The 19099-nt window shown below is 67.4% G+C and carries 20 protein-coding genes; 11 read left to right on the top strand and 9 right to left on the bottom strand.

What is annotated here, in order from left to right; translation table 11 throughout:
* Positions 1 to 77 precede the first annotated feature (77 nt).
* On the bottom strand, positions 78 to 674 hold the full coding sequence (locus tag MUN73_RS19045; RefSeq protein ID WP_250142097.1) for a nitrous oxide reductase accessory protein NosL: 597 nt from the start codon (positions 672 to 674) through the stop codon (positions 78 to 80).
* 124 nt (positions 675 to 798) lie between these two features.
* Here MUN73_RS19045 and MUN73_RS19040 point away from each other — a divergent pair, with 124 nt between their 5' ends.
* Entirely contained in the window at positions 799 to 1158 is a 360-nt protein-coding gene (locus tag MUN73_RS19040; protein ID WP_250142096.1) for a TRAM domain-containing protein, read from the top strand.
* A 72-nt stretch (positions 1159 to 1230) separates the two neighbouring features.
* Positions 1231 to 1635, top strand: coding sequence for a hypothetical protein (locus MUN73_RS19035; protein WP_250142095.1), 405 nt, complete (start codon positions 1231 to 1233; stop codon positions 1633 to 1635).
* A gap of 85 nt (positions 1636 to 1720) precedes the next feature.
* Here the strand turns inward: MUN73_RS19035 and MUN73_RS19030 are convergent, their stop codons facing one another.
* A complete protein-coding gene (locus MUN73_RS19030; protein WP_250142094.1) occupies positions 1721 to 2005 on the bottom strand; it encodes a MarR family transcriptional regulator in 285 nt (94 codons plus the stop codon).
* A 125-nt stretch (positions 2006 to 2130) separates the two neighbouring features.
* On the opposite strand from MUN73_RS19030, the gene MUN73_RS19025 reads away from it, so the two are divergent.
* The 3 genes from MUN73_RS19025 to MUN73_RS19015 all read left to right on the top strand — a co-directional run bounded on the left by MUN73_RS19025 (position 2131) and on the right by MUN73_RS19015 (position 5044).
* Complete coding sequence (locus MUN73_RS19025) at positions 2131 to 2364, top strand: HalOD1 output domain-containing protein (protein WP_250142093.1); 234 nt, start codon at positions 2131 to 2133, stop codon at positions 2362 to 2364.
* A 115-nt stretch (positions 2365 to 2479) separates the two neighbouring features.
* Positions 2480 to 4237: an archaeosine synthase subunit alpha gene (gene arcS / locus MUN73_RS19020; RefSeq protein WP_250142092.1), complete on the top strand. Its 1758-nt coding sequence runs from the start codon at positions 2480 to 2482 to the stop codon at positions 4235 to 4237.
* Positions 4238 to 4444: 207 nt separating this feature from the next.
* Entirely contained in the window at positions 4445 to 5044 is a 600-nt protein-coding gene (locus MUN73_RS19015; RefSeq protein ID WP_250142091.1) for an HdeD family acid-resistance protein, read from the top strand.
* Between the two features lie 243 nt (positions 5045 to 5287).
* Here the strand turns inward: MUN73_RS19015 and MUN73_RS19010 are convergent, their stop codons facing one another.
* From MUN73_RS19010 to MUN73_RS18980, 7 genes are all read right to left on the bottom strand, one after another.
* Positions 5288 to 5440 carry a CBS domain-containing protein gene (locus MUN73_RS19010; protein WP_250142090.1) on the bottom strand — a complete coding sequence of 51 codons (153 nt, stop codon included), beginning with the start codon at positions 5438 to 5440 and terminating at the stop codon, positions 5288 to 5290.
* A gap of 533 nt (positions 5441 to 5973) precedes the next feature.
* On the bottom strand, positions 5974 to 7677 hold the full coding sequence (locus MUN73_RS19005) for a bacterio-opsin activator domain-containing protein (RefSeq protein ID WP_250142089.1): 1704 nt from the start codon (positions 7675 to 7677) through the stop codon (positions 5974 to 5976).
* Positions 7678 to 7679: 2 nt separating this feature from the next.
* On the bottom strand, positions 7680 to 8138 hold the full coding sequence (locus tag MUN73_RS19000; protein WP_250142088.1) for a response regulator: 459 nt from the start codon (positions 8136 to 8138) through the stop codon (positions 7680 to 7682).
* A 420-nt stretch (positions 8139 to 8558) separates the two neighbouring features.
* Positions 8559 to 10808 (bottom strand): DNA polymerase domain-containing protein, encoded by a 2250-nt coding sequence (locus MUN73_RS18995; protein ID WP_250142087.1) that lies wholly within the window; start codon positions 10806 to 10808, stop codon positions 8559 to 8561.
* A complete protein-coding gene (locus tag MUN73_RS18990; RefSeq protein WP_250142086.1) occupies positions 10805 to 11095 on the bottom strand; it encodes a DUF8156 family protein in 291 nt (96 codons plus the stop codon). Before MUN73_RS18990 ends, MUN73_RS18995 begins: the two co-directional genes overlap by 4 nt.
* On the bottom strand, positions 11095 to 11745 hold the full coding sequence (locus MUN73_RS18985; protein WP_250142085.1) for a hypothetical protein: 651 nt from the start codon (positions 11743 to 11745) through the stop codon (positions 11095 to 11097). Before MUN73_RS18985 ends, MUN73_RS18990 begins: the two co-directional genes overlap by 1 nt.
* 259 nt (positions 11746 to 12004) lie before the next feature.
* Positions 12005 to 13099, bottom strand: a complete 1095-nt coding sequence (locus MUN73_RS18980; protein ID WP_250142084.1) for a Cdc6/Cdc18 family protein — start codon at positions 13097 to 13099, stop codon at positions 12005 to 12007.
* A gap of 1538 nt (positions 13100 to 14637) precedes the next feature.
* Between MUN73_RS18980 and MUN73_RS18975 the strand changes: the two genes are divergently transcribed.
* From MUN73_RS18975 to MUN73_RS18950, 6 genes are all read left to right on the top strand, one after another.
* The gene (locus MUN73_RS18975; protein ID WP_250142083.1) at positions 14638 to 15495 is read left to right on the top strand and encodes a GNAT family N-acetyltransferase; all 858 of its coding nucleotides are present in this window, start codon (positions 14638 to 14640) and stop codon (positions 15493 to 15495) included.
* A 61-nt stretch (positions 15496 to 15556) separates the two neighbouring features.
* Positions 15557 to 15943 carry a DUF7971 family protein gene (locus MUN73_RS18970; RefSeq protein ID WP_250142082.1) on the top strand — a complete coding sequence of 129 codons (387 nt, stop codon included), beginning with the start codon at positions 15557 to 15559 and terminating at the stop codon, positions 15941 to 15943.
* Positions 15944 to 16002: 59 nt separating this feature from the next.
* A complete protein-coding gene (locus MUN73_RS18965; protein WP_250142081.1) occupies positions 16003 to 16488 on the top strand; it encodes a hypothetical protein in 486 nt (161 codons plus the stop codon).
* A 171-nt stretch (positions 16489 to 16659) separates the two neighbouring features.
* Positions 16660 to 17769, top strand: coding sequence for a glycosyltransferase (locus tag MUN73_RS18960; protein WP_250142080.1), 1110 nt, complete (start codon positions 16660 to 16662; stop codon positions 17767 to 17769).
* Between the two features lie 94 nt (positions 17770 to 17863).
* Entirely contained in the window at positions 17864 to 18565 is a 702-nt protein-coding gene (locus MUN73_RS18955) for a YqjF family protein (RefSeq protein ID WP_250142079.1), read from the top strand.
* Positions 18566 to 18673: 108 nt separating this feature from the next.
* The gene (locus MUN73_RS18950; protein ID WP_250142078.1) at positions 18674 to 19024 is read left to right on the top strand and encodes a hypothetical protein; all 351 of its coding nucleotides are present in this window, start codon (positions 18674 to 18676) and stop codon (positions 19022 to 19024) included.
* Positions 19025 to 19099 lie beyond the last annotated feature (75 nt).

Here is a 19099-nt window from a genome sequence, read left to right as displayed (position 1 = left end):
GTGTTCTGACTTCGATCCCGGTCGGCGATACCACCGTCGATCGCCGCTGTTCGATCGCGATGCCTACTGTGGGCCGCTTACATCAGCGACATGATGAGTTCCTGCGTGACCTCGTCATCCGCGTAGCTGTCGCCGCCGTGTTCCTCCTGGAACGCCGCGGCGTCGTCCTCGTCGCTGAACGGCACGAGCGAGGCCCCCATGGCACCGCCCACGTCGCTGTCGGCGATCAGCGTCAGGTCCGACCGGTCCCCGAACCCGTCGGCCTCGAGGTGACGGGAGATCACGGGGCCCTCGTCGCCCTCCTCGATGCCGTACTCGACCGTCGAGTAGTCCGTCAGGTAGCTGACCGTGGGATCGACGTCCTGGTCGAGGGTGAACGCGTACGTACACAGCGAACTACAGAACTGGGCCGGGCGGTCCTCGTCGTCGTCGAGCACTTCCGTCGGGTCCTCGTAGTGTGCCTGCCCGGCCGGGCCGGGATAGTTCCCGATGACCATCGTGCAGTTGTCACACCCCTGTTCATCGTCGATGCTGATCGGGTCGGGCGCGTCGTCCGTCTCGTCCCCGCCGAGGCAGCCGGCGACCGCTCCGAGCGCGCCGGCCCCGAGTCCGCCCAGCACGGTTCGTCGGGTCGGTCTTCGATCGGTACCGAACGATGCGGTTCGTTCGTCCATATCGGATCTTGGAACTAGCGGAGTATACCTGATCTGGTCCAATTCCCGAACGGGCGGTCGGTTCGGCGGTCGAACGACGCGCCGACACCAGAAAGACAAAGACGAGGCCCCGAACACTCCCCGTATGATCTGGGCAACGGCGATCGCGCTCGGCGTGCTCGCGACGGTGCTGTTCGCGTCGTGGCTGATCAGACGGTTCCGCGGCGGCCGCTCCAGCGAGCAGCGGGAGTCCTGGGAGCGCCACCGGGAGGCCCAGGAACGCGATCCGCCGGTCGAGATCGGCGACGTCCGGACGGTCGCGATCGAGGAGTTCACCACCCACCACTCCGGCGAACGCCAGGCCGTCTGCAAGGTCGAGGGGTTCGTCGTCTTCGTCGAGGACCTGCCCGGCGGACTCGCCGAGACAGACGTGATCCGGGCCAAGATCCTCTCGTTTAACCGCGGCCACACCTCCGCGACGGCGACGTTCGTCGATCGGGCCTGACGACTCGGGCGGTCGTCCCCGACGACCCGGGTAGGCGGTCAGTATTTTCACCACGGGCGGTGTCGGGTGCGTATGCGACGATCGCTCCTCGCACTCGCAGTCTTCGCCGTCATCGAGATCGCCGTTCCCGACCGGATCGTCTCCCGCGCCGAACGGCTCGCGTTCGAAAACCCAGAGTCGGCCCGACTACGGGCGTGGACGCTCCCGATGGCCCGGATAGAGGGGCTCATCGCGCTGTGGCTCGCCTGGAAGTGGGACCAGGCGTGGCCCGGTCTGCGACCGCTGTTCGGGACGGTCGGACTCCCGGCGCTCGTGCTCCCGGATCCAGTCCTCGACGCCGCGATCCGAACGGCCTACCAGAACGCCGACGAGATCCGGCCGAAACCGTGGGTCCGCCCCGCAACCCGACTGCTCGGGCTCTGTTACGTGCTCGTCGCGATCTGGCCGGCGATACGGCGATCGGAACGGGGCGGCTGATCGACGTCGACGACTCGATCGGGCGCGGCCGGTCCGCATTCGTCCGCCGCAACCGCTCATCCCGGACGGGGTGGGTGGTCGATCGCTACGCGCCATCCGCGAGACGAATCTCTCCCTCGAGATACCGTTCCCCTTTCTCGCTCGAGGCGTAGATGCCGTTGCCGAAGTTGTCGATCAGTCCGCGATCCGCGAGTTCGCGACACCGTCGACCGACGTATTTCGGGTTGTACACCATCCCCTGCTCCGCGAGTTCGTCTGCGATCTGGCTCGGCTGTCGTGCCCCGTTCTCGGCCAGGAACTCCAGAATGCGCTCGTCGACGATCGACATCCACTGGGCGTGACAGCGCATACAGGACTTCTGGTCTGTCACGCCTATACGTGCGTTGCCTGTACACGTTGTATGCCCCGATAGTAATGTATCGGTTGTGTATAGTGCTTTCTGGTTGACTGAAGACCATCTATAAGTTACTCAAAGCCACTTGTGGGTGTGTAGCAGTGGGGGAAGACGCAACACTCGAGACGGACGAACCGGCCAGCCACGCCGTAATTCGCGTCGTCGCCGCGTACACGAACCGACCGCCGATCGACCTGAAGCCGTTACACGACGTCATCGACGTCGACGCGCTCGACGCGCTGGTGTCCCACGCGGGCGACTGCGTCGTTCGATTCCGGTACGAGGGCCTTCGCGTCGTCGTGACCGGCGACGGGATCGCCGTGACCGGCGAGTAGCGCCCGCCGCCGGGACGCCGTCGGTGCGGTGTCGACTCGGACGACGGACGCCGGCACTTCCCGGTCGATCGCTCGCTATCGACAACCTCTTTCGCGCGCCGCGGTCATATCGGGTATGACCGAGTACTTCGAAGTACACGCACGCGACGGGGCCGCGCGCGTGGGCGAACTTCGCCTCGAGTCGTCCCGGCCGACGCCCGCGCTCGTCGACGACGTTCTCGAGGACGCGGGGTCGCTCTGGGCGGCCGATCGCGAGCTTCCCGAGGGCGACGAGTCGGCGCTGACCGTCCTGCCCCACCGGGCGTTCCCCGGCGGCACCGCCGCGGAGGTACAGGAATCCTTCGCCGTCGACTATCCGGACGTCGACTACCCGAGCGTCGCCGTCGTCTCGAGCGAGGGCGCCGACGACTGCGGCACCGACGCCTACGCGCTCTCGGACGTCCAGTCCGTGACGGGCCACGGCGCGGCGCTCGTCGAGGCCGTCGTGACCGTCCGCGAGGCAATCCCCACCGACACCGCCCTCTACTTCTCGGGCGTCGCGACGCCGCGGAACGTCGCCCTGCTCGCCTACGCCGGCGTCGACCTGTTCGACGAGACTGCGGCCGCCGTGAAGGGCACCGAGGGCCGGTACCTCACGACCGACGAGGCGTACTTCCTCGAGGATCTTGAGGAGTTGCCCTGTTCCTGCCCGGCCTGCCAGACGCCCCGCGAGGAGTTCACTCGCGAGGACTGCGTCGAGCACAACGTCAACACCCTCCGGGCGGAACTGGGGATCGTCCGCCGCCGCATCCGTGACGGCCGGCTTCGCGACTACGTGGAGGGCCAGGCCCGCCACGACCAGTGGCTCACCGCCGCGATGCGGGAACTGGACGCCCAGTGGGGCTACCTCGAAGAGCGGACGCCGATCCTGCGCGACGCGCAGATCGACGCCGCGACCGGGGATACCCTCCGACGGGTCGAGATCCAGCGGTTCGCCGATCGCGTCACCACCCGCTATCACAACCGGTTCGACAACCCGCTCGTGCTGGTCCCGTGTTCGGCGACGAAACCCTACAGCGAGTCCCAGAGCCACCGCCAGTTCCACGACGCGATCCAGTGGCGCGGCCACCTCGTCTCGATGACCAGCCCGATCGGCGTCGTCCCGCAAGAACTCGAGACGACCTACCCCGCTCAGCACTACGACACCGTGGTCACGGGGCGCTGGTCCGAAGACGAGAAGCGGTTCGTGAGCGAGGTCCTCCAGCGGTACCTCCAGCGCAACGAGTACCCGTCGATCGTCGCCCACGTCCCCGACGAGGGCTACCGCGACATCGTCGAACGGGTCGAAGACGACCTGGATCTCGAGATCACCTACACCGTTCCCGAGGGCGGCCACCCCACCGACGACGAGTCGATCTCGAACCTCTCCGAGGCGCTCGCGGGCGAACTGAAGTACTCCAAGCGCGACCGCGAACACAACACCGTCCGCGCGATCGCGGACTACCTGCTCGGTGACGGCGCGGGCGACGACCTCTTCGAGGACATCCAGACCACCAGCCGCTACCCGAAGATCCAGGTTCGCGATCGCGAGGACACCCAGCTCGCGACGATGGTGCCCCAGTACGGCACCCTCTCCTTTACGCTCGAGGGTGCGAAGCGGTGGGTCGACAGCGACGCTCCCACGAAGCGCGTCGAGATCGACGGCTTCGTTCCCCACGGGAGCGTCCTCGCGCCCGGCGTCGTCGACGCCGACGAGGACATCCGCGTGGGCGACGAGGTCGTCGTCGAGGGGCCGAAGGCGTTCGGCGTCGGCCGCGCCGAGATGTTCGGCCGCGAGATGCGAGAGAGCACGCGCGGGATCGCCTGCGAGATTCGCCACGTCGAGGAGAAGTAGTCCGCCGGACCGCACACGCTGACGCCCCACAGAAGCGTCGCAACCGCGATCGGGACGAACGGCGATCGCGCGTGCCTGCCGCCGTCCCGATCGCGGACCGCTTCGGTCTTCGTCCCGATCGCGGACCGGTCCGGACTCGGGATAGACCGGCAAACCGTGAATACGTGTTTATCTTCACACACGACGTAGTTAGTGACGGTGACTACAATGAACTCAGTAACAACGGACAGCGACTCGGCCGCGGAATACACCGTAGAGAAAGGGTGGCGCACGCTCGCGATCGCCGGCGGCGTCGTCGGATTGATCGGCCTCCTCGCGATCGCCCTCCCGTTCGTCGCGGGAATCTCGATCGCGCTCGTTCTCGGCGGCCTGCTCGTCCTGAGCGGTCTCGTCCACGGCGCGCACGCGTTCACCGCACGCGGCTGGAAGGGATCGCTCTGGCAGGTGACCCTCGCCGTCGTCTCGGTGATCGCCGGTCTCGCTCTGCTCGTCAACCCGGTCGTCGCGCTGGTAACGCTGACGCTCCTGCTCGTCGCGTACCTGCTGGTCGACGGCGTCGCGGAACTGGTGATGGCGGCACGGATGGCCGACCAGCCCGGACGCGCGGCAGTCGCCGTCAGCGGCGTCATCTCGATCGTCCTCGCGGGCCTCCTCTGGGCCGGCTTCCCGGCCAGTGCGGCCTGGGCGATCGGACTGCTCGTCGGCATCAGCCTCTTCATGACCGGCATCTCGATGGCGGTCGTCGCCTACGCCGGTCGGCCAGTCGACGAGGCGGACCAGCCCGCGACCGAACCGCGCGGAGCCTGAGCGCGGACCCTACCCCACGATTCTTTCGCGACGTTACCGACCTGAACACTCCTTGAGCAAGTGCTCGTGATAGCTCGCCGCCGGAACCGACGCACCGCAGAGTTCACACTCGCGTCGGGATCGCTCGTCAGCCGATTCGTCGCCGTCGCTCACGTTGCGATCGAACGCGATCGAGCCACGTCGGTATTTCGGCCATCGGATCCGTCGAAAATTGTACCCGATCGAACCGGATACCCACCGCCGTCAGGGGCTGTACTCCGATGACTGCGCCTCGATCGTCGCCGGATCCTCGGTCATGACGTCGACGGCGGTGACGGCAGTCACGTCGTCGTGCCGGTGGATCGCGAGGGCTGCGTCGCGGTCCGTCACCATTCCGACGGGTTCGTCGTCCTCCACGATGACGATCGCGCCGGCCCCTCGTTCTCGAAGGTCACCGTCAGTCCGGGCAGGTCGGTGTGTCGACTGGCCGTGCCGACGTTCTTCGGACCGAGTTCACCGACAGACGTGGACATCACCACCTTCCACGGGCGAACGCTCCAACCTGGTGCTTTCGAACGACTACTCCGATCGGGATCGGATTAGACAGGAATACGGTGGACGGGAGTACGGTCACCACGAAAGCCCCTGACACGCTCGACCCTCCGGGGCTCGTTGCGGTCCTCGCTTCGCTCCGGTCCTTACGTCGCCCGGGAGGGATCGACCGCGTCAGCCCCTTTCATTCCCACCCGAACCGGTTGATCAGGGTAGCACTGCGGGTAGGAATGAAAGGGACTGCCACCATCCGGGGAGACGGCCGACGCAAGCACCGAACGAAGTGAGACGCGCAGCGAGGCCCTCGACCAGATGGTGGCAGGGGCTTTCGTGGTGGTCGCATCAATCTCGGTGGACGCAGAGAATCTCCCGAACACAGCCATTATCAACGATCGCGGTCACTCCCCGAAGACGGAGTCGAAGAACTTCCGCTCGGCCGTCCGGAGATGCTGGTTGAAGGTCGCGGGGGAGATCCCGAGCCGTTCGGCGATCTCCTCGCCCGTACTCTCGCGGGGCCAGTCGAAGTAGCCCGCGAAGTAGGCCGTCTCGATCGCCGCCCGCTGTTTCTCGGTGAGTTTCTCCTCGAGGACCGACGCGGACCCGGTCTCGCCGCGATCGCTCCGTTCGGTGGTCCGCTGTGCGAGGTAGGTGATGTCGGCGTGCTGGTCCCTGATCAGTTCGATCATCTGCCTGGTGTCACGACCCCGCGGGAGTTCGACGACGAACCGGAACTCGCCGTCGGCGATCGTCGCCGAGGCGACGCGGCCGCCGTGGGTCGCGATCGTCTCGAACAGCGAGACGGCGGCCGGCGCGACGAGTTCGAACTCGAAGGCGTCCCGCCGGGACGCGAGCACCCGGAGGTCGCTGATCCCGTCCGTCTCGTCGACCGTGTCGCGAAACGCCTCCTCCGAGACGTCCCGCGCCGAACCGTACGCCAGCAACGTCTCGTCGCCCTGGACCAGCTGTTCGAACTCGATCGTGCACTCCTCGGTCGCCGAGAGTTCGACCAGTTCCTCCGCCATCTCCCCGACCCGGAACTCGAGTTCGATGACGGCGTCGCTGACCAGCGCGTCGCGGCGCTCGATGGCGGTGATCGCGTGAGCGATCACGTCGCCGATCCGCGCGAGGATCGTCGTCTCCGGGCCCGTAAAGGCGCGCGGCGACGACGAGTAGACGCCGAGCACGCCGTAGACGAGGTCCTCGTGGACTATCGGGATCGCCGCCGAGGAGCGGTAGCCGCGTTCGCGCGCCGGTTCGCGCCACGGCTCGAATTCGGCATCGGTCTTCGCATCGTTCACGACCTGGACCGATCCGGTCCGGGTCGCCGTTCCCGCCGGCCCCTGTCCGGTCGGTTCGTCCTCGTCGGTGGTGACCTCGATCTCGTCGAGATACCCCTCTTCGACGCCCGCCGCCGCCTTCGGAACGACGTCGCTGTTCCCCGGATCGACGCTCCCGATCCAGGCGAACCGGTAGCCGTCGGACTCGACCAGCCGATCGCAGACCTCCTCTTCGAGTTCCGCCCGCGTCTCGGTCGTGATCACTGCGTGCGTGATGTCGTGACCGATCCGGTTGAGGCGGTTCAGCGCCTCGAGTTGCTCGCGCTGGCGGCGGCGCTCGCGGTCCTGTCTGGCCCGTTCGATCGCGTGGTGGATCGTCCGGACGAGCAGTTCGCTCGTCACCTCGTCCTTGACGAGGAAGTCCTGGGCCCCCCGCTGAATCGCCTGAACGCCGACCTCCTGGTCCCGCAGGCCGGTCAACACGACGACCGGCGTCTCGTCGCTCGCCTCGCTGACCGTCTCGAGGGTCTCGAGTCCGGTGCTGTCGGGGAGGTTCAGGTCCAGCAAGACGAGGTCCGTGGGTTCCGACGCGAGGGCGTCGAGACCGTCCTCGAGGCGGTTCTCCCTGACGACGTCGGGGGTCTGGCTCTCCGACTCGTCCGGGTTGACGCGCCGCGAGAGTTCGTCGGAGTCCCGGAGCATCTCCTGGATGAGCCGTGCGTCGCCCGGGTTGTCCTCGATCAACAGGAGCTGGAGCGTGCCGGCTTCCTCGAGGGGGCCTTCTCGCTCCCAGTCCCACTCCGTCTGTGCGTCGGTCTCGCTCATGATTAGTTCCCCTCCGGTGGCAGCCTGACCACCGAAAACCAGAACTTCTCGAACGCACGGACGGTCTCGATGAACTCGTCGGGGTCGACGGGTTTCGTGAGGTAGGCGTTCGCGTGCAGTTCGTAGGACCTGACGACGTCCTCCTCGGCCCGCGAACTCGTCAGGACGATCACGGGGATCGATCGAAGCTCCGGATCCCCCTTGAGTTCCTCGAGAACCTCTTCCCCGTCCGTCCGGGGAAGGTTGAGGTCGAGGAGGACGAGATCCGGTCGCGGTGCGTCCGCGTACTCGCCGCGCTGTTCGAGGAAGGCGAGCGCCTCTGTGCCGTCCGAGACGGTGTGGAGGTCGTTCTCGATCCGGCCCCGCTTGAACGCTTCCTTCGTCAGTCGGACGTCACCCGGGTTGTCTTCGACTAACAGTATCTGTGCTGGCTCCGGCCGAAACGAATCTGGGTCAGTCATATGTCAATAGGTGTCGGGACGCTCACGGAGAACGTCGACCCGCGGCGACAGACAGATGCCTGGAAGCGATCGTCCGTCCGATCGGGCTCGATGTCGAGTGCCTGCTCGCGAATGGTGGCCCCCCTGCGTTGTCCCATCCTTCGCTGCGAATACGGATATACGTGCGGCCTCCCCCTCAGTGTCCGTACTCGCGTTCCGATCGGCTGCGACGGCCCACTCGAGGGGGTACCGGCCGCGTTCGATGCGATCCGCTGGCGGACCCGTAAGCGAAGACGACTCGCAGGCCGATTGGCCCCTGTCATAAGCAGTTGGTATGCAAAAGCCGGTTGATGAGTATAAATGTAGTGCTCAAACCAGCCGAGACAGCCGACTGTTCGCCGGAACGGACGGTTTGGGCGTCGGGACCGTTCGGGGTCGCGATCACTCCACGAAGCTCGACAGCCGGACCGGCTCACCGTCGCGCAGGTAGTCCCGGATCCGGGCCCGATCCCAGCCCAGCGGCGAGACGACGCTCTCGCAGGCCCGACCCAGGAGCGCGGCGTAGTAGTCGGAATCGTACGTCGAGGGCCCCTCGAACGGCAGGCGAACCCGCTCGGGGCCGCGGGCGTCGTCGTCGACGACGACGTAGCGAACTGACTGGTCGGGCCGGCGATCGATCCCGTGGCGATCGTACCGCTCTAGCGCCGCGACGGCCCGGGTCCGCTGGCGGTACGCCTCGAGCGACTTCGAGACGCGGTTCGTGATCTCGAGGGCGGCGGGGTCGACCGCACCGCGCCGGAGTTCGCCCAGTCGGCGCCCGAGTACGTCGCAGACCGCCTCGGGATCGCGCTCGCGATCGAGCGTCTCGACGAACGCCCGCTGGCTCGCCGCGACGAACTCCGGGGTGCTCCGCTGGCGGACCTCAATGCCGCGAAACCGGTACTCGCCGCCCTCGCGCTTGCCGAAGTACTTCGTGAGCGCGCCCGCGGGACCGGACGCGACGCCGCCCCGGGACCGGGGGCCCGGGTTCGCCCCGCTCGTCGACCCGGCACCCGGCCGAGTCGCGCTCGCGTCGCCGGCGATCGAGTCGCGCAACGGGACGAAACAGACCCACTCGTAGCGGCCGTCGTGCTCGAGCGGGATCCCCACCGCGTCGGAGACGTCGGCGGTGACGGACTCGATCGGCTCCGGATCGTCGATCCGCGGCGTCACCCAGAGGCTGTCGACGATGCCGTGGACGATCCGCCAGCCGGCGTCCTCGAGTCGCGCCTTCGCCGTGAGGGCGATCTCGCGAGCGTAGGCGTTGATCGCCTCGTGACACTCGATCCGGCCGTACTTGGCGTTGCGATACCCCTGATAGCCGAAGCAGGAGACGAGCACCCACTTGATCGCCCCCGACTCCGCCCGGAGCCGATCGGCCGTCGCCTCCGGCGGGTCCTCGCGCAACGCCCGTTTGATCGCCGCCCGATCGTCGAGTAAGGGGTCGAGAACCGCCGGGAGAAAGCCGTCGCGCTCGCAGATCTCGTAGCCCAGTTCCGGCACCGATCGGGAGTCGCACTCACAGCGACAGTCGACCGTCTCCGGGCTCACGTTGTGCTCGCGGATGATCCGCGGGTACAGCGACGCGAAGTCGATCTCGTGGACCGTCTCGTGGAAGCCGACCTCGGGTGCGAACGTGAACCCACCCCGATCGGCCGCGTGGAGCGTCGCGACGTCCGCGAATCGCTCGGGCTCCCACTTGTTCCAGGGGGCGAGCACACCTCGTTCGGTGTGCGCCAGCCGGATCTGCCGCGAGGTCAGCAGGGTGCCGATGCTCCCCCACGCAGCCTCCTGTAGGGGTCGCCCCGTTCGGCCGACCATATAGCGGATCCCATCGAGTCCCGACTGGTGCCAGAGGAAGCTGTTCGAGGTATCGACGATCGCCCGACCCGGGACCCGATACCGGGCCGGCGAGTGGCCCACCCGGCCGTAGCTCTCGTACGTGTTCTCGCTCGCGAGGCGGGTCCAGCCCGGGCGTCGACCCAGCCGAAACCCCTCGATCCCCAGGTCCGACGCCCGCTCCGCGAGCAGCGGGACCAGGTCGGCGTGACTCAAGACGAGCACGTCCGGATCCCGCCGATCGAGGGCGTCCCCGAGCGCGCCGAGCACCCTCGCGGGGTCGTCGCTGGCGTCGTCGGCGTCACCGCCAGCGCCGATCGGTTCGCCGTCGATCTCCAGCCCCGAGACGTCGCCGTCGGCCAGCGCGGGTTCCGGCAGGTCGAGTCGCATCGTCCGCAGATCGCGGGCTGGCGTCGGATCGATCTCTCGATCGAGACAGTAGCGAAAGCCGGGCGCGAGGTCGACATCGTAGAGGCGAAACGTGCCGGGCGCGTGCGTCTCGCGCTCGTGGACGCCCCGGATCTCGCGGGCGAGCGTCCGCACCTCGCCGACCCGATCGAGGTCGACGCGCAGGACCCGAGAGCGATCATCGACGTGGGCCTCGTGGAGGTCGGTCGCCCACCGCTCGCGCTCCGTCGCGGCGACTTTCGGGTCCGACGCGAGTCGGTCCTGCAGGTCCGCGAGCGCGTCCGCCGGCCCGTCGACGAACAGCGACGGCGCGTAGTCCGCGTCCGTCGTGGGTTCGGCTCCGGACTCGGTCAGTCGCCACTCGCGGACGACGCCGTCCTCGAACTCGAAGGTGTACGGGCTCATTCGTCCGTCAACGGAGCGGGATCGCGCTCGCCCGTTCCCGCATCGGACTCCAGTTCCGCCCGGAGGCGGCGCAGTTCGGTCTCGTGGGCGAGCAGGATCGACAGCAACAGGGCCCGCTCGGGGTCCCGCGGGTTCGCGTGGCCCGCCGCGTCGGCGACCGATCGCGCCCGGTCGAAGAGCCGATCGAAGTCCGACTGGTACTCCCGGCGAAGCGCCCGCCGCATCGGCTCCCAGTCGGCTTCGAGTCGGCGGACGGCGTCGCGGTAGGTTGGGTTCGTTCGCCCCATCAGGCCGTCACCTCCAGCAGCCCCCGATCGTGGGCGGCGACGGGATCGAGCGCGTCGACGGCGCCGCAGAGATCGACCCAGTAGGGGATCGTCGTCTGCCAGTACTCCCCGTGCCAGTAGCCCTCGGTCAGCCGATCGCCGTCCGCGGACTCGAGGCGGATCCCTTCGCGCGTGCGGACGCAGTCGATCGTCGTCGTGGCGCGATCGGTGATCCGCTTCGCGTCGGCGTCGCTCGCGCTCGTGACGAGGACGGGACACTCGAGCACCCGTCCCAGTTCGGACAGCGTCTCCAGGCTCGCGGCGAGCAGGTCGCGCTCCCACTCGGCCACGTCGTCGTCCCGGTAGAGGGCGGCGACGTTCGGTGCGACGAGCAGGTCGGTGTCGGGTCTCGCCCGCCGCGTGACGGCCCGAACCAGCGAGTGGTGCTGGTAGGCGGTAAACGCCCGCGCAACCCGCAGGTCGTCCAGCATTCGCGGCCGGGGGACGCAGTCGTACAGGACGTGCGTCGCCGCGGCGTTTCGCGCGTCGATCCAGTACGCCGGCCCGTCGGCGTCAGCCAGTCGATCACAGGCCAGTCGGTGGACGATCGTCGATCGGGGCGACTCCGTCCGCAGGAGCGTCAGCCCCGGATCGAGGTCGAACTCGTGCATACGCGATCGATCGCGAGGCCGCCCCATAAGCGTCGGACGGCCGTTTCCGATTTCCGATAGTCACCAGAGAGGCGCGTAAATGGTCGTCAGAGTCCTCGAGTCCGTCGTCTGGAACCTCTTCCGAAAATAGCCGTTAGCCGTCCGACCGCGACCGCGCGTGGACCGGCGATCGGGGCTCATACGGATTGCTGTACCGATGTACCGGCGCAACCGCCGCCCGGATCGCAGTCGCGCCGGAACTGACTTACAGTAAACCGTATCAGTCGCGATCGATCCCGTCAGCCCCATCTGCGCCCGGATCACCTGCCTTCTCTCCTCCCTCTTCCCCGTCTTCGTCATCGTCATCGTCATCGTCTCCGACCGGCTGGTAGGTCCGACCGCGGCGCTTTCCCTCGGCCTCGATCAGGTCGTAGTGGACCATCTTCGTCAGGTAGTTGCGCAGGGTCCGTTTCGTCTTCGGGTCCGCGACCCGTCGCTCGTACTCGGCGTAGAGGTCGCCGGGTTCGATCTCGCCCGCCTCGGCGATCACGTCGTAGAGGACGCGCTGGTGTTCGATCAGCCCCTCCACCGTCTTGCGACGGATCGCAGACTGGGCGTCCGGAATCGCTGCCGCGACCACCTCGTCCGTAATCGACTCGTCCCCGTTACGATCCGCCCGCCGGGCCGCCGATCGGAGGATACCGATGCCGACCCGCGCGTCGCCGGAGGCCGCGTCGGCGATCGTCCGCAACTGATCTTCGGTGATCGATCCCGGTTCGAGCCCCTGGCTCGCCCGCTCCGCGAGGATCGCGACGAGTTCGTCGGTGCCGTAGCGGTCGAACTGCACCCGGGTCCCGGCCCGCAGCCGCGACCGGACCCGATCGTCGAAGCTCGCGAACAGTTCCTCCTCGCGGTTGGCGATCAACACGAGCGAGACGTGGCCCAGCCGGTGGAGGTCGTAGAGCGCGGCCGTCTCCTCTAGCTGGTCGACCTCGTCCAAGATCGCGACGATCGGGCGGTCGTCGGCGTCGGCCAGCCGTCCGAACAGTTCGTCCTTCGGCGTCGATCGGTGGACGCCGACCGTCCGATCGATCGACTCGAGCAGACTGTAGAGCACCCGAAACCGGGTGTACTCCTGCCAGCAGTTGACGTAGGCGACCGCGACTGACGGCTCCTGTTCGCGCAGTTGCGAGAGCGTGTACCGGGCGATACAGGTCTTGCCGACGCCGGTCGGTCCGAACAGGAACGCCGGATCCGGGCGCCGATCGTACAGCAGCGGCTCCAGGCTCTCCGAGAGGAGGTTCACCTCGTCGTGTCGGTGGACCACCTCGCTGGGAACGAAGTCCTCTCGCAGGACGCGGCCGTCGACGATCACGACTGTCTGTTTCGGCTGGATCCCCTTAAGCCACGGCGGGCCGTTTCCGAAACTTCCGAAAGTCGGACTCGATCCGGGCTCGACGGGGCGGGGACGGAGCGGTCTCGCCCGGGCCGCCGATCGGTGAGTCGCACAGCCGACGACGCCACGCGAGCCGACGACGCTCGAATCGAAGGCGAGCGATCGTCTCGCGCCGGAACGGCGACGCCCATGCCTGGGGAAACGACGTCAATTCGATATCGCAGTATGTGGTTTACTACTTGTGAGTGACCGTCCTGGACCCCACCGATGTCGTACTCGGTCACGCAGTTCGGCGGTTTATCGGCGACTCCCTGTTTCCCCAATGGCCCGGAGGCGACACATCCGGGGGATCGATTCGATCGCGACCACGTTCGATCCGCGATAGTCCCGCGATCGACGGGCCGTGCGTCAACGCGGGCACCCGGGTGTCGCCCCGGTCGTCCGGCGAGACGCTGGGCGATCGACGTCGATTCGATCCCCGACCAGATCCCAAGCGACTCGATCCCTGCGATCGACGGGAGTCAGGTACGTCCGCGCGCAGGAGTCTCGCCGCCCAGCACCAGCCTCGGGTGGCGACGTCCGCACCGCGAGCGATCACCACAGTCGACGGCCCGTTCGAACGACAGCCGTCGTCCGGCATCCGAAATTCTCCCACTCGCCCCGATCGGTTCCTCGTTTCCGGGTACAACGACGTCCGCCGCGAATCGGCCCGCGGTCCAGTCGATGGGTGCGAGAAAACGGATCGACGATGGGTGAACGGCGGCCACGAACCCCTGGTTCCGGCCGTCGAAACCCTGCTCCACACCAGGGGTCGAATTCAGGCCCGTTCGGTCCGGGACAGTGGCGGGCCCGATCGAACGGGATTCGTCGGGTCCGAAGAGAGCGCGATCGAATCCGCCCCACCGTCGGCGATCGTGCCGCTGACCGTGGTGGCGGTCCGCCAACCGACGGGCCCGGCGACGAGGAAGCGGGGGAAAGCGAGCCGCGACGAGCACTGACTGACCACGGCCAGCCCTTAGGTTCGGGTGAGGCCCGACGCCTGCCGGAGCGATCTATGGGCCCCGATGCCGGATCGGCACCGAATCGAGTACCCAGAGACGATCGAGTCGTCTCGACCAGCGCGAACCGCCGCGGTCTCCGGCACCGACCGTCGGGTCCGCGTGGACCGGACGATCGGTCGCCGACCGAGCGATTCGCTGGGAGTGAAGCGAACGTGACGCTGTGAGTCGACCGCAACGGGGGACGATCGGTGTTCGCCCCCGGATCGAGCCGCCCGAATCGCCCAATAAATCATATACTGCGATATCAAATGCCGTCGATCGGAGACGAATCGGAACGAAATCGGATCGAGCCGAGAAGCGATCGGCCTAACGAGGGATTGGCGGGACGTGACGGCCACGTCGGCGAGTCGAAACGGTTCCGAGTCGATCGGCAACGAGGCGATTCGAAGCCGCGCGCGATCGACACCGGTGGATAGGGGAAGCATAATAATGACGACGGTCGGTGCCGGTGGCCGTATGAGCGTCCACTCCACGCTGTCGTTCGACGATCCCGTCCAGCGGACGATCTACGAGTACGTCGAGCGACACGGGGCGGTCACGCCCGACGAACTGGCCCGATCGATCCGCGTCGAGACGGGGCGCTGTCACTCCAAACCGGCCCGATCGGCCACCTACACCGAGGAGAAACCGCTCTCGCCGGACGAACTCCGGTCGTGTATCGAGGAACTCAAAGAGCGAGGCGACCTGGTCGAGACGAACGGCAAACTCCGGATCGCCGTCGCGGGGAGTCCGACCGAACTCGAACTCGACGAGGGAACCGTCACGGTTCGTCCGGCACGCGAGGAGGATCGCCCGGGTGTGGTCGAGACGATGCGGACGGTGGCGACCGACGGGACGTACATCGTCGCGGAGAACGTCGCGGCACAACTCGAGCGCGAGTCGGCGCTGATCCGGGCGAACGACGAACGATCGCGGATGTTCTTCGTCGCCGCGTTCGAACCGGACGAGGAGGGCGAGGAGAAGGGTGACGCCGACTCGGAAACCGGAGCGGACGCGACCGACGCGGCGGATATCGTCGGCTGGCTCCACGTCAACGCGCCCGAACTCCCGTCGTTGCGACACACGGCCGAGGTGACGGTCGGCGTGCGACCCGACGTCCGGCGGAACGAGATCGGCTCGACGCTTCTCGAGGACGGCCTCGAGTGGGCCGACGACGCTGGGTACCGGAAGATCTACCAGAACATCCCCGCGACGAACGAGGAGGCGATCGCGTTCCTCGAGGCCAACGGGTGGGACCGCGAGGGCCGGCGCGAGGAACAGTACCTGATCGACGAGGAGTTCGTCGACGAGGTCCTGCTGGCGACGTGGCCGTAGCCCGGTCGACGCGGGGCCCGAGAGCCGTAGTTTCTTGCGGGTGGCCCCGCTACACCACTCCATGGACGAAATTTCACTCGGCGTGCCACAGCCGTTGCTCGATCGCCTGCCGGACGACGACGCTGCCGCGGCCGCGGACATGCAGGAGGCCGTCGCGGGCTGGGAACGGCGCCTGAACGAGGCGATCGCGGACGCCGACGACGAGCGCGAGGCGGCCGGGATCGTCCTCGACGCGATCGATCGGTTCGAGGACCGCCACGAGACCTACGACGACCTCGTGCCGGAACTGCGCGCGTGGGGCCAGTCGCCGATCTACGCGATCGCGTGGCGGACGCTGTACGCCGACGTGATCGCACAGCTCTACGAGCACGAAGACCTCGCCGAGCACCTCGAGCGGGAGCGAAACCAGCGCCTGGTCGAGGACGGAATCCGATTGCAGGATCTGTGACACGGACCTGCGCGACCGGAAGCACAACGGTTTTGCACCCGTTCGCGGTACGCTCTCCTGTGGCGACGAGAAGCGATCGACCCGACGACGACCGCCCGAACGCGGTCGACCTGACGACGCGCGTCCGCCGTCGCGTGCTCCCGACCCTCCACCGCATCAAGGAACCGCTCGGCGGGTTCGCACAGTGTGTACAGCATCCCGACGAGTACGTCGGTACCGTCCAGTACGGACTCCGCGAGTTCCGGACGGACCTCGATGAGATGGCGTTCGAACCGGAACCGATCGCGTCGCTGAAGGTCCATCGCGACGGCCGGCTCTCGGCCGGAAGCTGGGTCCGGCGGAAACGGCCGCTCGCGACGTGGCAACTCCACGTCGCGCTGTTCGAGAACGGGCCCGACGCGATCGATGTGTTCGCTCACCGCGAGTACTCGTGGCTCCGGCACCCGCTCAAACACTACCGGGGCGACGGCTGGGACACGACGGGCGGCGTCGAGCGGATGCGATCGCTGCTGTCGACCCACGACGTGACGTTCCGGATCGACTGATACGGTTTACTGGAAGTCAGTTCCGGCGCAACCGCCGCCCGGATCGCGGTTGCGCCGGGACATCGGTACAGCAATCCGTATGACCCAGGGGTTTCACCGCAGACGTCCCCTTCCGCGGTGGACGTGTCGGTTCCGGAACCGGTTTGGGGGATGCCGTTGGAACGTCGATCGATGGCCAGAACGTCGACCGTCACCGCCTTTACGGACCTCTACCTGCCGACGATCAACGGCGTCTCCTACACGGTGGCGCTCTGGCGCGAGCGCTGGCCCCGGTGCCGGGACTCGATGGCCGTCGTCTTCCCGGCGATGGACGGCTACGAGCCCGAAGAGGGAGAGTACGCGCTGCCGAGCGTTCCCGCGCCGTTGTATTCACAGTACCGGCTCGGCCTCCCGGCGGTTCCCGACGACGTTCCCGCGTCCGACGTGGTCCACCTCCACACGCCGTTTACCGTCGGCATCGCCGGACTTCGGTTCGCTCGCAAACACGACGTTCCGGTCGTCGCCTCCTACCACACCCTGCTCGGCGATCGGGCCGACCAGCACGTTCCCGACCCGCTCGTCGGCGAACTCCAGCGCGTCTGCCGGGCGTACGAGCGATCGTTCTTCGAACGCGTCGACCACGTCGTCACCCCGACCTCGTTCGCTCGACGACACCTCCGGAACCACGTCGGGGCCGACGTCGACGTGAGCGTCGTTTCGAACGGCATCGACACCGAGTTCTTCCGGCCTGTCGACGCGGTGGCGTTTCGGGACCGTTACGACCTTCCCGATGGACCGCTGTTAGGGTACAGCGGCCGGCACAGTCCCGAGAAGAACATCGAAGAAGCGATCGACGCGGTCGACGGAACCGACCACACGTTCGTCCTGGCCGGGGACGGCCCCGCTCGCGAGGACCTCGAAGCGTACGCCGCGGACGCCGACGCCGACGTTCGATTCCTCGGCTTTCTCGATCGCGAGGACCTCCCCGCGTTTTACTCGGCCCTCGACGTCTTCGTCTTCCCGAGTCCGGTCGAGACCCAGGGGCTGGTCGCGCTCGAGGCGACTGCCTGCGGAACGCCGGTCGTCGCGGTCGACGCGGGCGCGCTCACCGACAGCGTCATTTATGGCGAGACCGGCTACCGGTACGACCCCGGCGATCTGGCGGCGTTCCGCTGGGCGATCCGCCGGGCACTCTCGGAGAACGATCGGCTCTCGGATCTCTGTCGTCGGCGCCGCGCGATGCTCTCGGTCGAACACTCCCTCAAACAGCTGGCGACGGTCTACGACGCGCTGGACCCGTGAGACGGCGAGTCGATCGGCCGACACCGTCGATCGTCCGGGACGAGTGCGAAGCGAGAGGAACCACGTTTTTTACGCTGGCCGACATGTCGTCGCTATGGTCCTCCCGCTGGAGATGGGCTGGCGGCACCTGCTGTTCGAGAACTGGCCGGTCGACGCGAGCGTGATCGACGCACACCTCCCCGACGCGCTCGACGTCGACGAACACGACGGGAGCGGCTGGCTCTCGGTGGTTCCGTTCACGAACGTGGCCGTTCGGCCGCGGGGAGTTCCAGCCCGGGCGGGCATCCCACTGCCCGAACTCAATTTGCGAACGTACGTCACCTGTGACGGCGAACCCGGGGTTTACTTCTTCAGTCTGGACGCGCAGGGACTGGCGAGCGTGACCGGCGCGCGCCTGTTCCACCACCTGCCGTACTACTACGCTCGCATCTCGCTCGACTGGCACGACGGCCGGGTGCAGTTCTCGAGTCGCCGACGCCATCCTGGGGCGCGTCCCGCCCACTACGACGCCACGTACTGGCCGACCGGCGACCCGTTCTCGGCACCCGAGGATCCGCTCGCACGATACCTCGTCGAGCGATACCGGTTCTACACGGAGGCCTCCGACGGTATCCTCCGGTATTCCGAGGTCGATCACGGTCCGTGGACGCTCTACCCGGCAGCCGCCGACGTCGAGACGAACACCCTGTTGACGGCCAACGGCTTCCGGCAACCGGATTCGGAGCCGGTCACCTACTACAGTCCGGGGCTGGACGTGGTCGCCTCACGGAGCCAGCGGTGGCGAGAGCGAGCCTGATCGCGGCCGAACCGAAACGGGACGATCGGGAGGGGGCCAAGCTGGAGACACGAAGCGGCCGCAATCCCAGCCCAAGCGTTCAAATCCCCGGACTTGGTAGAGAGGGACATGGAATACGCCGTCGCCCGCGACGGGACGACGCTCGTGACGCTCCACGAGGGAACCGACACGACCGCCTGTGACGCCGCTACCGCCGAACTGACTGCAAATCTCGAATCGCTCGAATCCGAGGGACGGATCGCCGACTGGACGATCGAGAACGCCGAGGTGTACGAACACCCGACCGCCCCGTTCGACCCGTACACGATCACGGTCGCGTTCACCGTGACCGTCACTGTCGAGGCCGACGACGCCGACACGGCATCCGAGGTCGGCGCGAGCGCGATCGACGACGCGCTCGAGAACGCGGACGTCGACGCTGTCACGTACACCTCCGCGCCCGCGGCGTCGGCGACCTGATACGATCTGCCGTACCGATGTACCAGTGCAACCGCGACCACCCTGCGGTTGCACTGGAAATGACGTCCAGTAGCC

It is taken from the genome of Halosolutus amylolyticus (assembly GCF_023566055.1).
GTDB lineage: Archaea > Halobacteriota > Halobacteria > Halobacteriales > Natrialbaceae > Halosolutus > Halosolutus amylolyticus.
This window is presented reverse-complemented; position numbering and strand designations above follow the sequence as displayed.

What these genes read in the sequence shown, in the direction of transcription:
- MUN73_RS19045 (WP_250142097.1), bottom strand. Translation starts at nt 674, where the DNA reads ATGGACGAACGAACCGCATCGTTCGGTACCGATCGAAGACCGACCCGA.
- MUN73_RS19040 (WP_250142096.1), top strand. Translation starts at nt 799, where the DNA reads ATGATCTGGGCAACGGCGATCGCGCTCGGCGTGCTCGCGACGGTGCTG.
- MUN73_RS19035 (WP_250142095.1), top strand. Translation starts at nt 1,231, where the DNA reads ATGCGACGATCGCTCCTCGCACTCGCAGTCTTCGCCGTCATCGAGATC.
- arcS (WP_250142092.1), top strand. Translation starts at nt 2,480, where the DNA reads ATGACCGAGTACTTCGAAGTACACGCACGCGACGGGGCCGCGCGCGTG.
- MUN73_RS19015 (WP_250142091.1), top strand. Translation starts at nt 4,445, where the DNA reads ATGAACTCAGTAACAACGGACAGCGACTCGGCCGCGGAATACACCGTA.
- MUN73_RS19005 (WP_250142089.1), bottom strand. Translation starts at nt 7,677, where the DNA reads ATGAGCGAGACCGACGCACAGACGGAGTGGGACTGGGAGCGAGAAGGC.
- MUN73_RS19000 (WP_250142088.1), bottom strand. Translation starts at nt 8,138, where the DNA reads ATGACTGACCCAGATTCGTTTCGGCCGGAGCCAGCACAGATACTGTTA.
- MUN73_RS18995 (WP_250142087.1), bottom strand. Translation starts at nt 10,808, where the DNA reads ATGAGCCCGTACACCTTCGAGTTCGAGGACGGCGTCGTCCGCGAGTGG.
- MUN73_RS18990 (WP_250142086.1), bottom strand. Translation starts at nt 11,095, where the DNA reads ATGGGGCGAACGAACCCAACCTACCGCGACGCCGTCCGCCGACTCGAA.
- MUN73_RS18985 (WP_250142085.1), bottom strand. Translation starts at nt 11,745, where the DNA reads ATGCACGAGTTCGACCTCGATCCGGGGCTGACGCTCCTGCGGACGGAG.
- MUN73_RS18975 (WP_250142083.1), top strand. Translation starts at nt 14,638, where the DNA reads ATGAGCGTCCACTCCACGCTGTCGTTCGACGATCCCGTCCAGCGGACG.
- MUN73_RS18970 (WP_250142082.1), top strand. Translation starts at nt 15,557, where the DNA reads ATGGACGAAATTTCACTCGGCGTGCCACAGCCGTTGCTCGATCGCCTG.
- MUN73_RS18960 (WP_250142080.1), top strand. Translation starts at nt 16,660, where the DNA reads ATGGCCAGAACGTCGACCGTCACCGCCTTTACGGACCTCTACCTGCCG.
- MUN73_RS18955 (WP_250142079.1), top strand. Translation starts at nt 17,864, where the DNA reads ATGGTCCTCCCGCTGGAGATGGGCTGGCGGCACCTGCTGTTCGAGAAC.
- MUN73_RS18950 (WP_250142078.1), top strand. Translation starts at nt 18,674, where the DNA reads ATGGAATACGCCGTCGCCCGCGACGGGACGACGCTCGTGACGCTCCAC.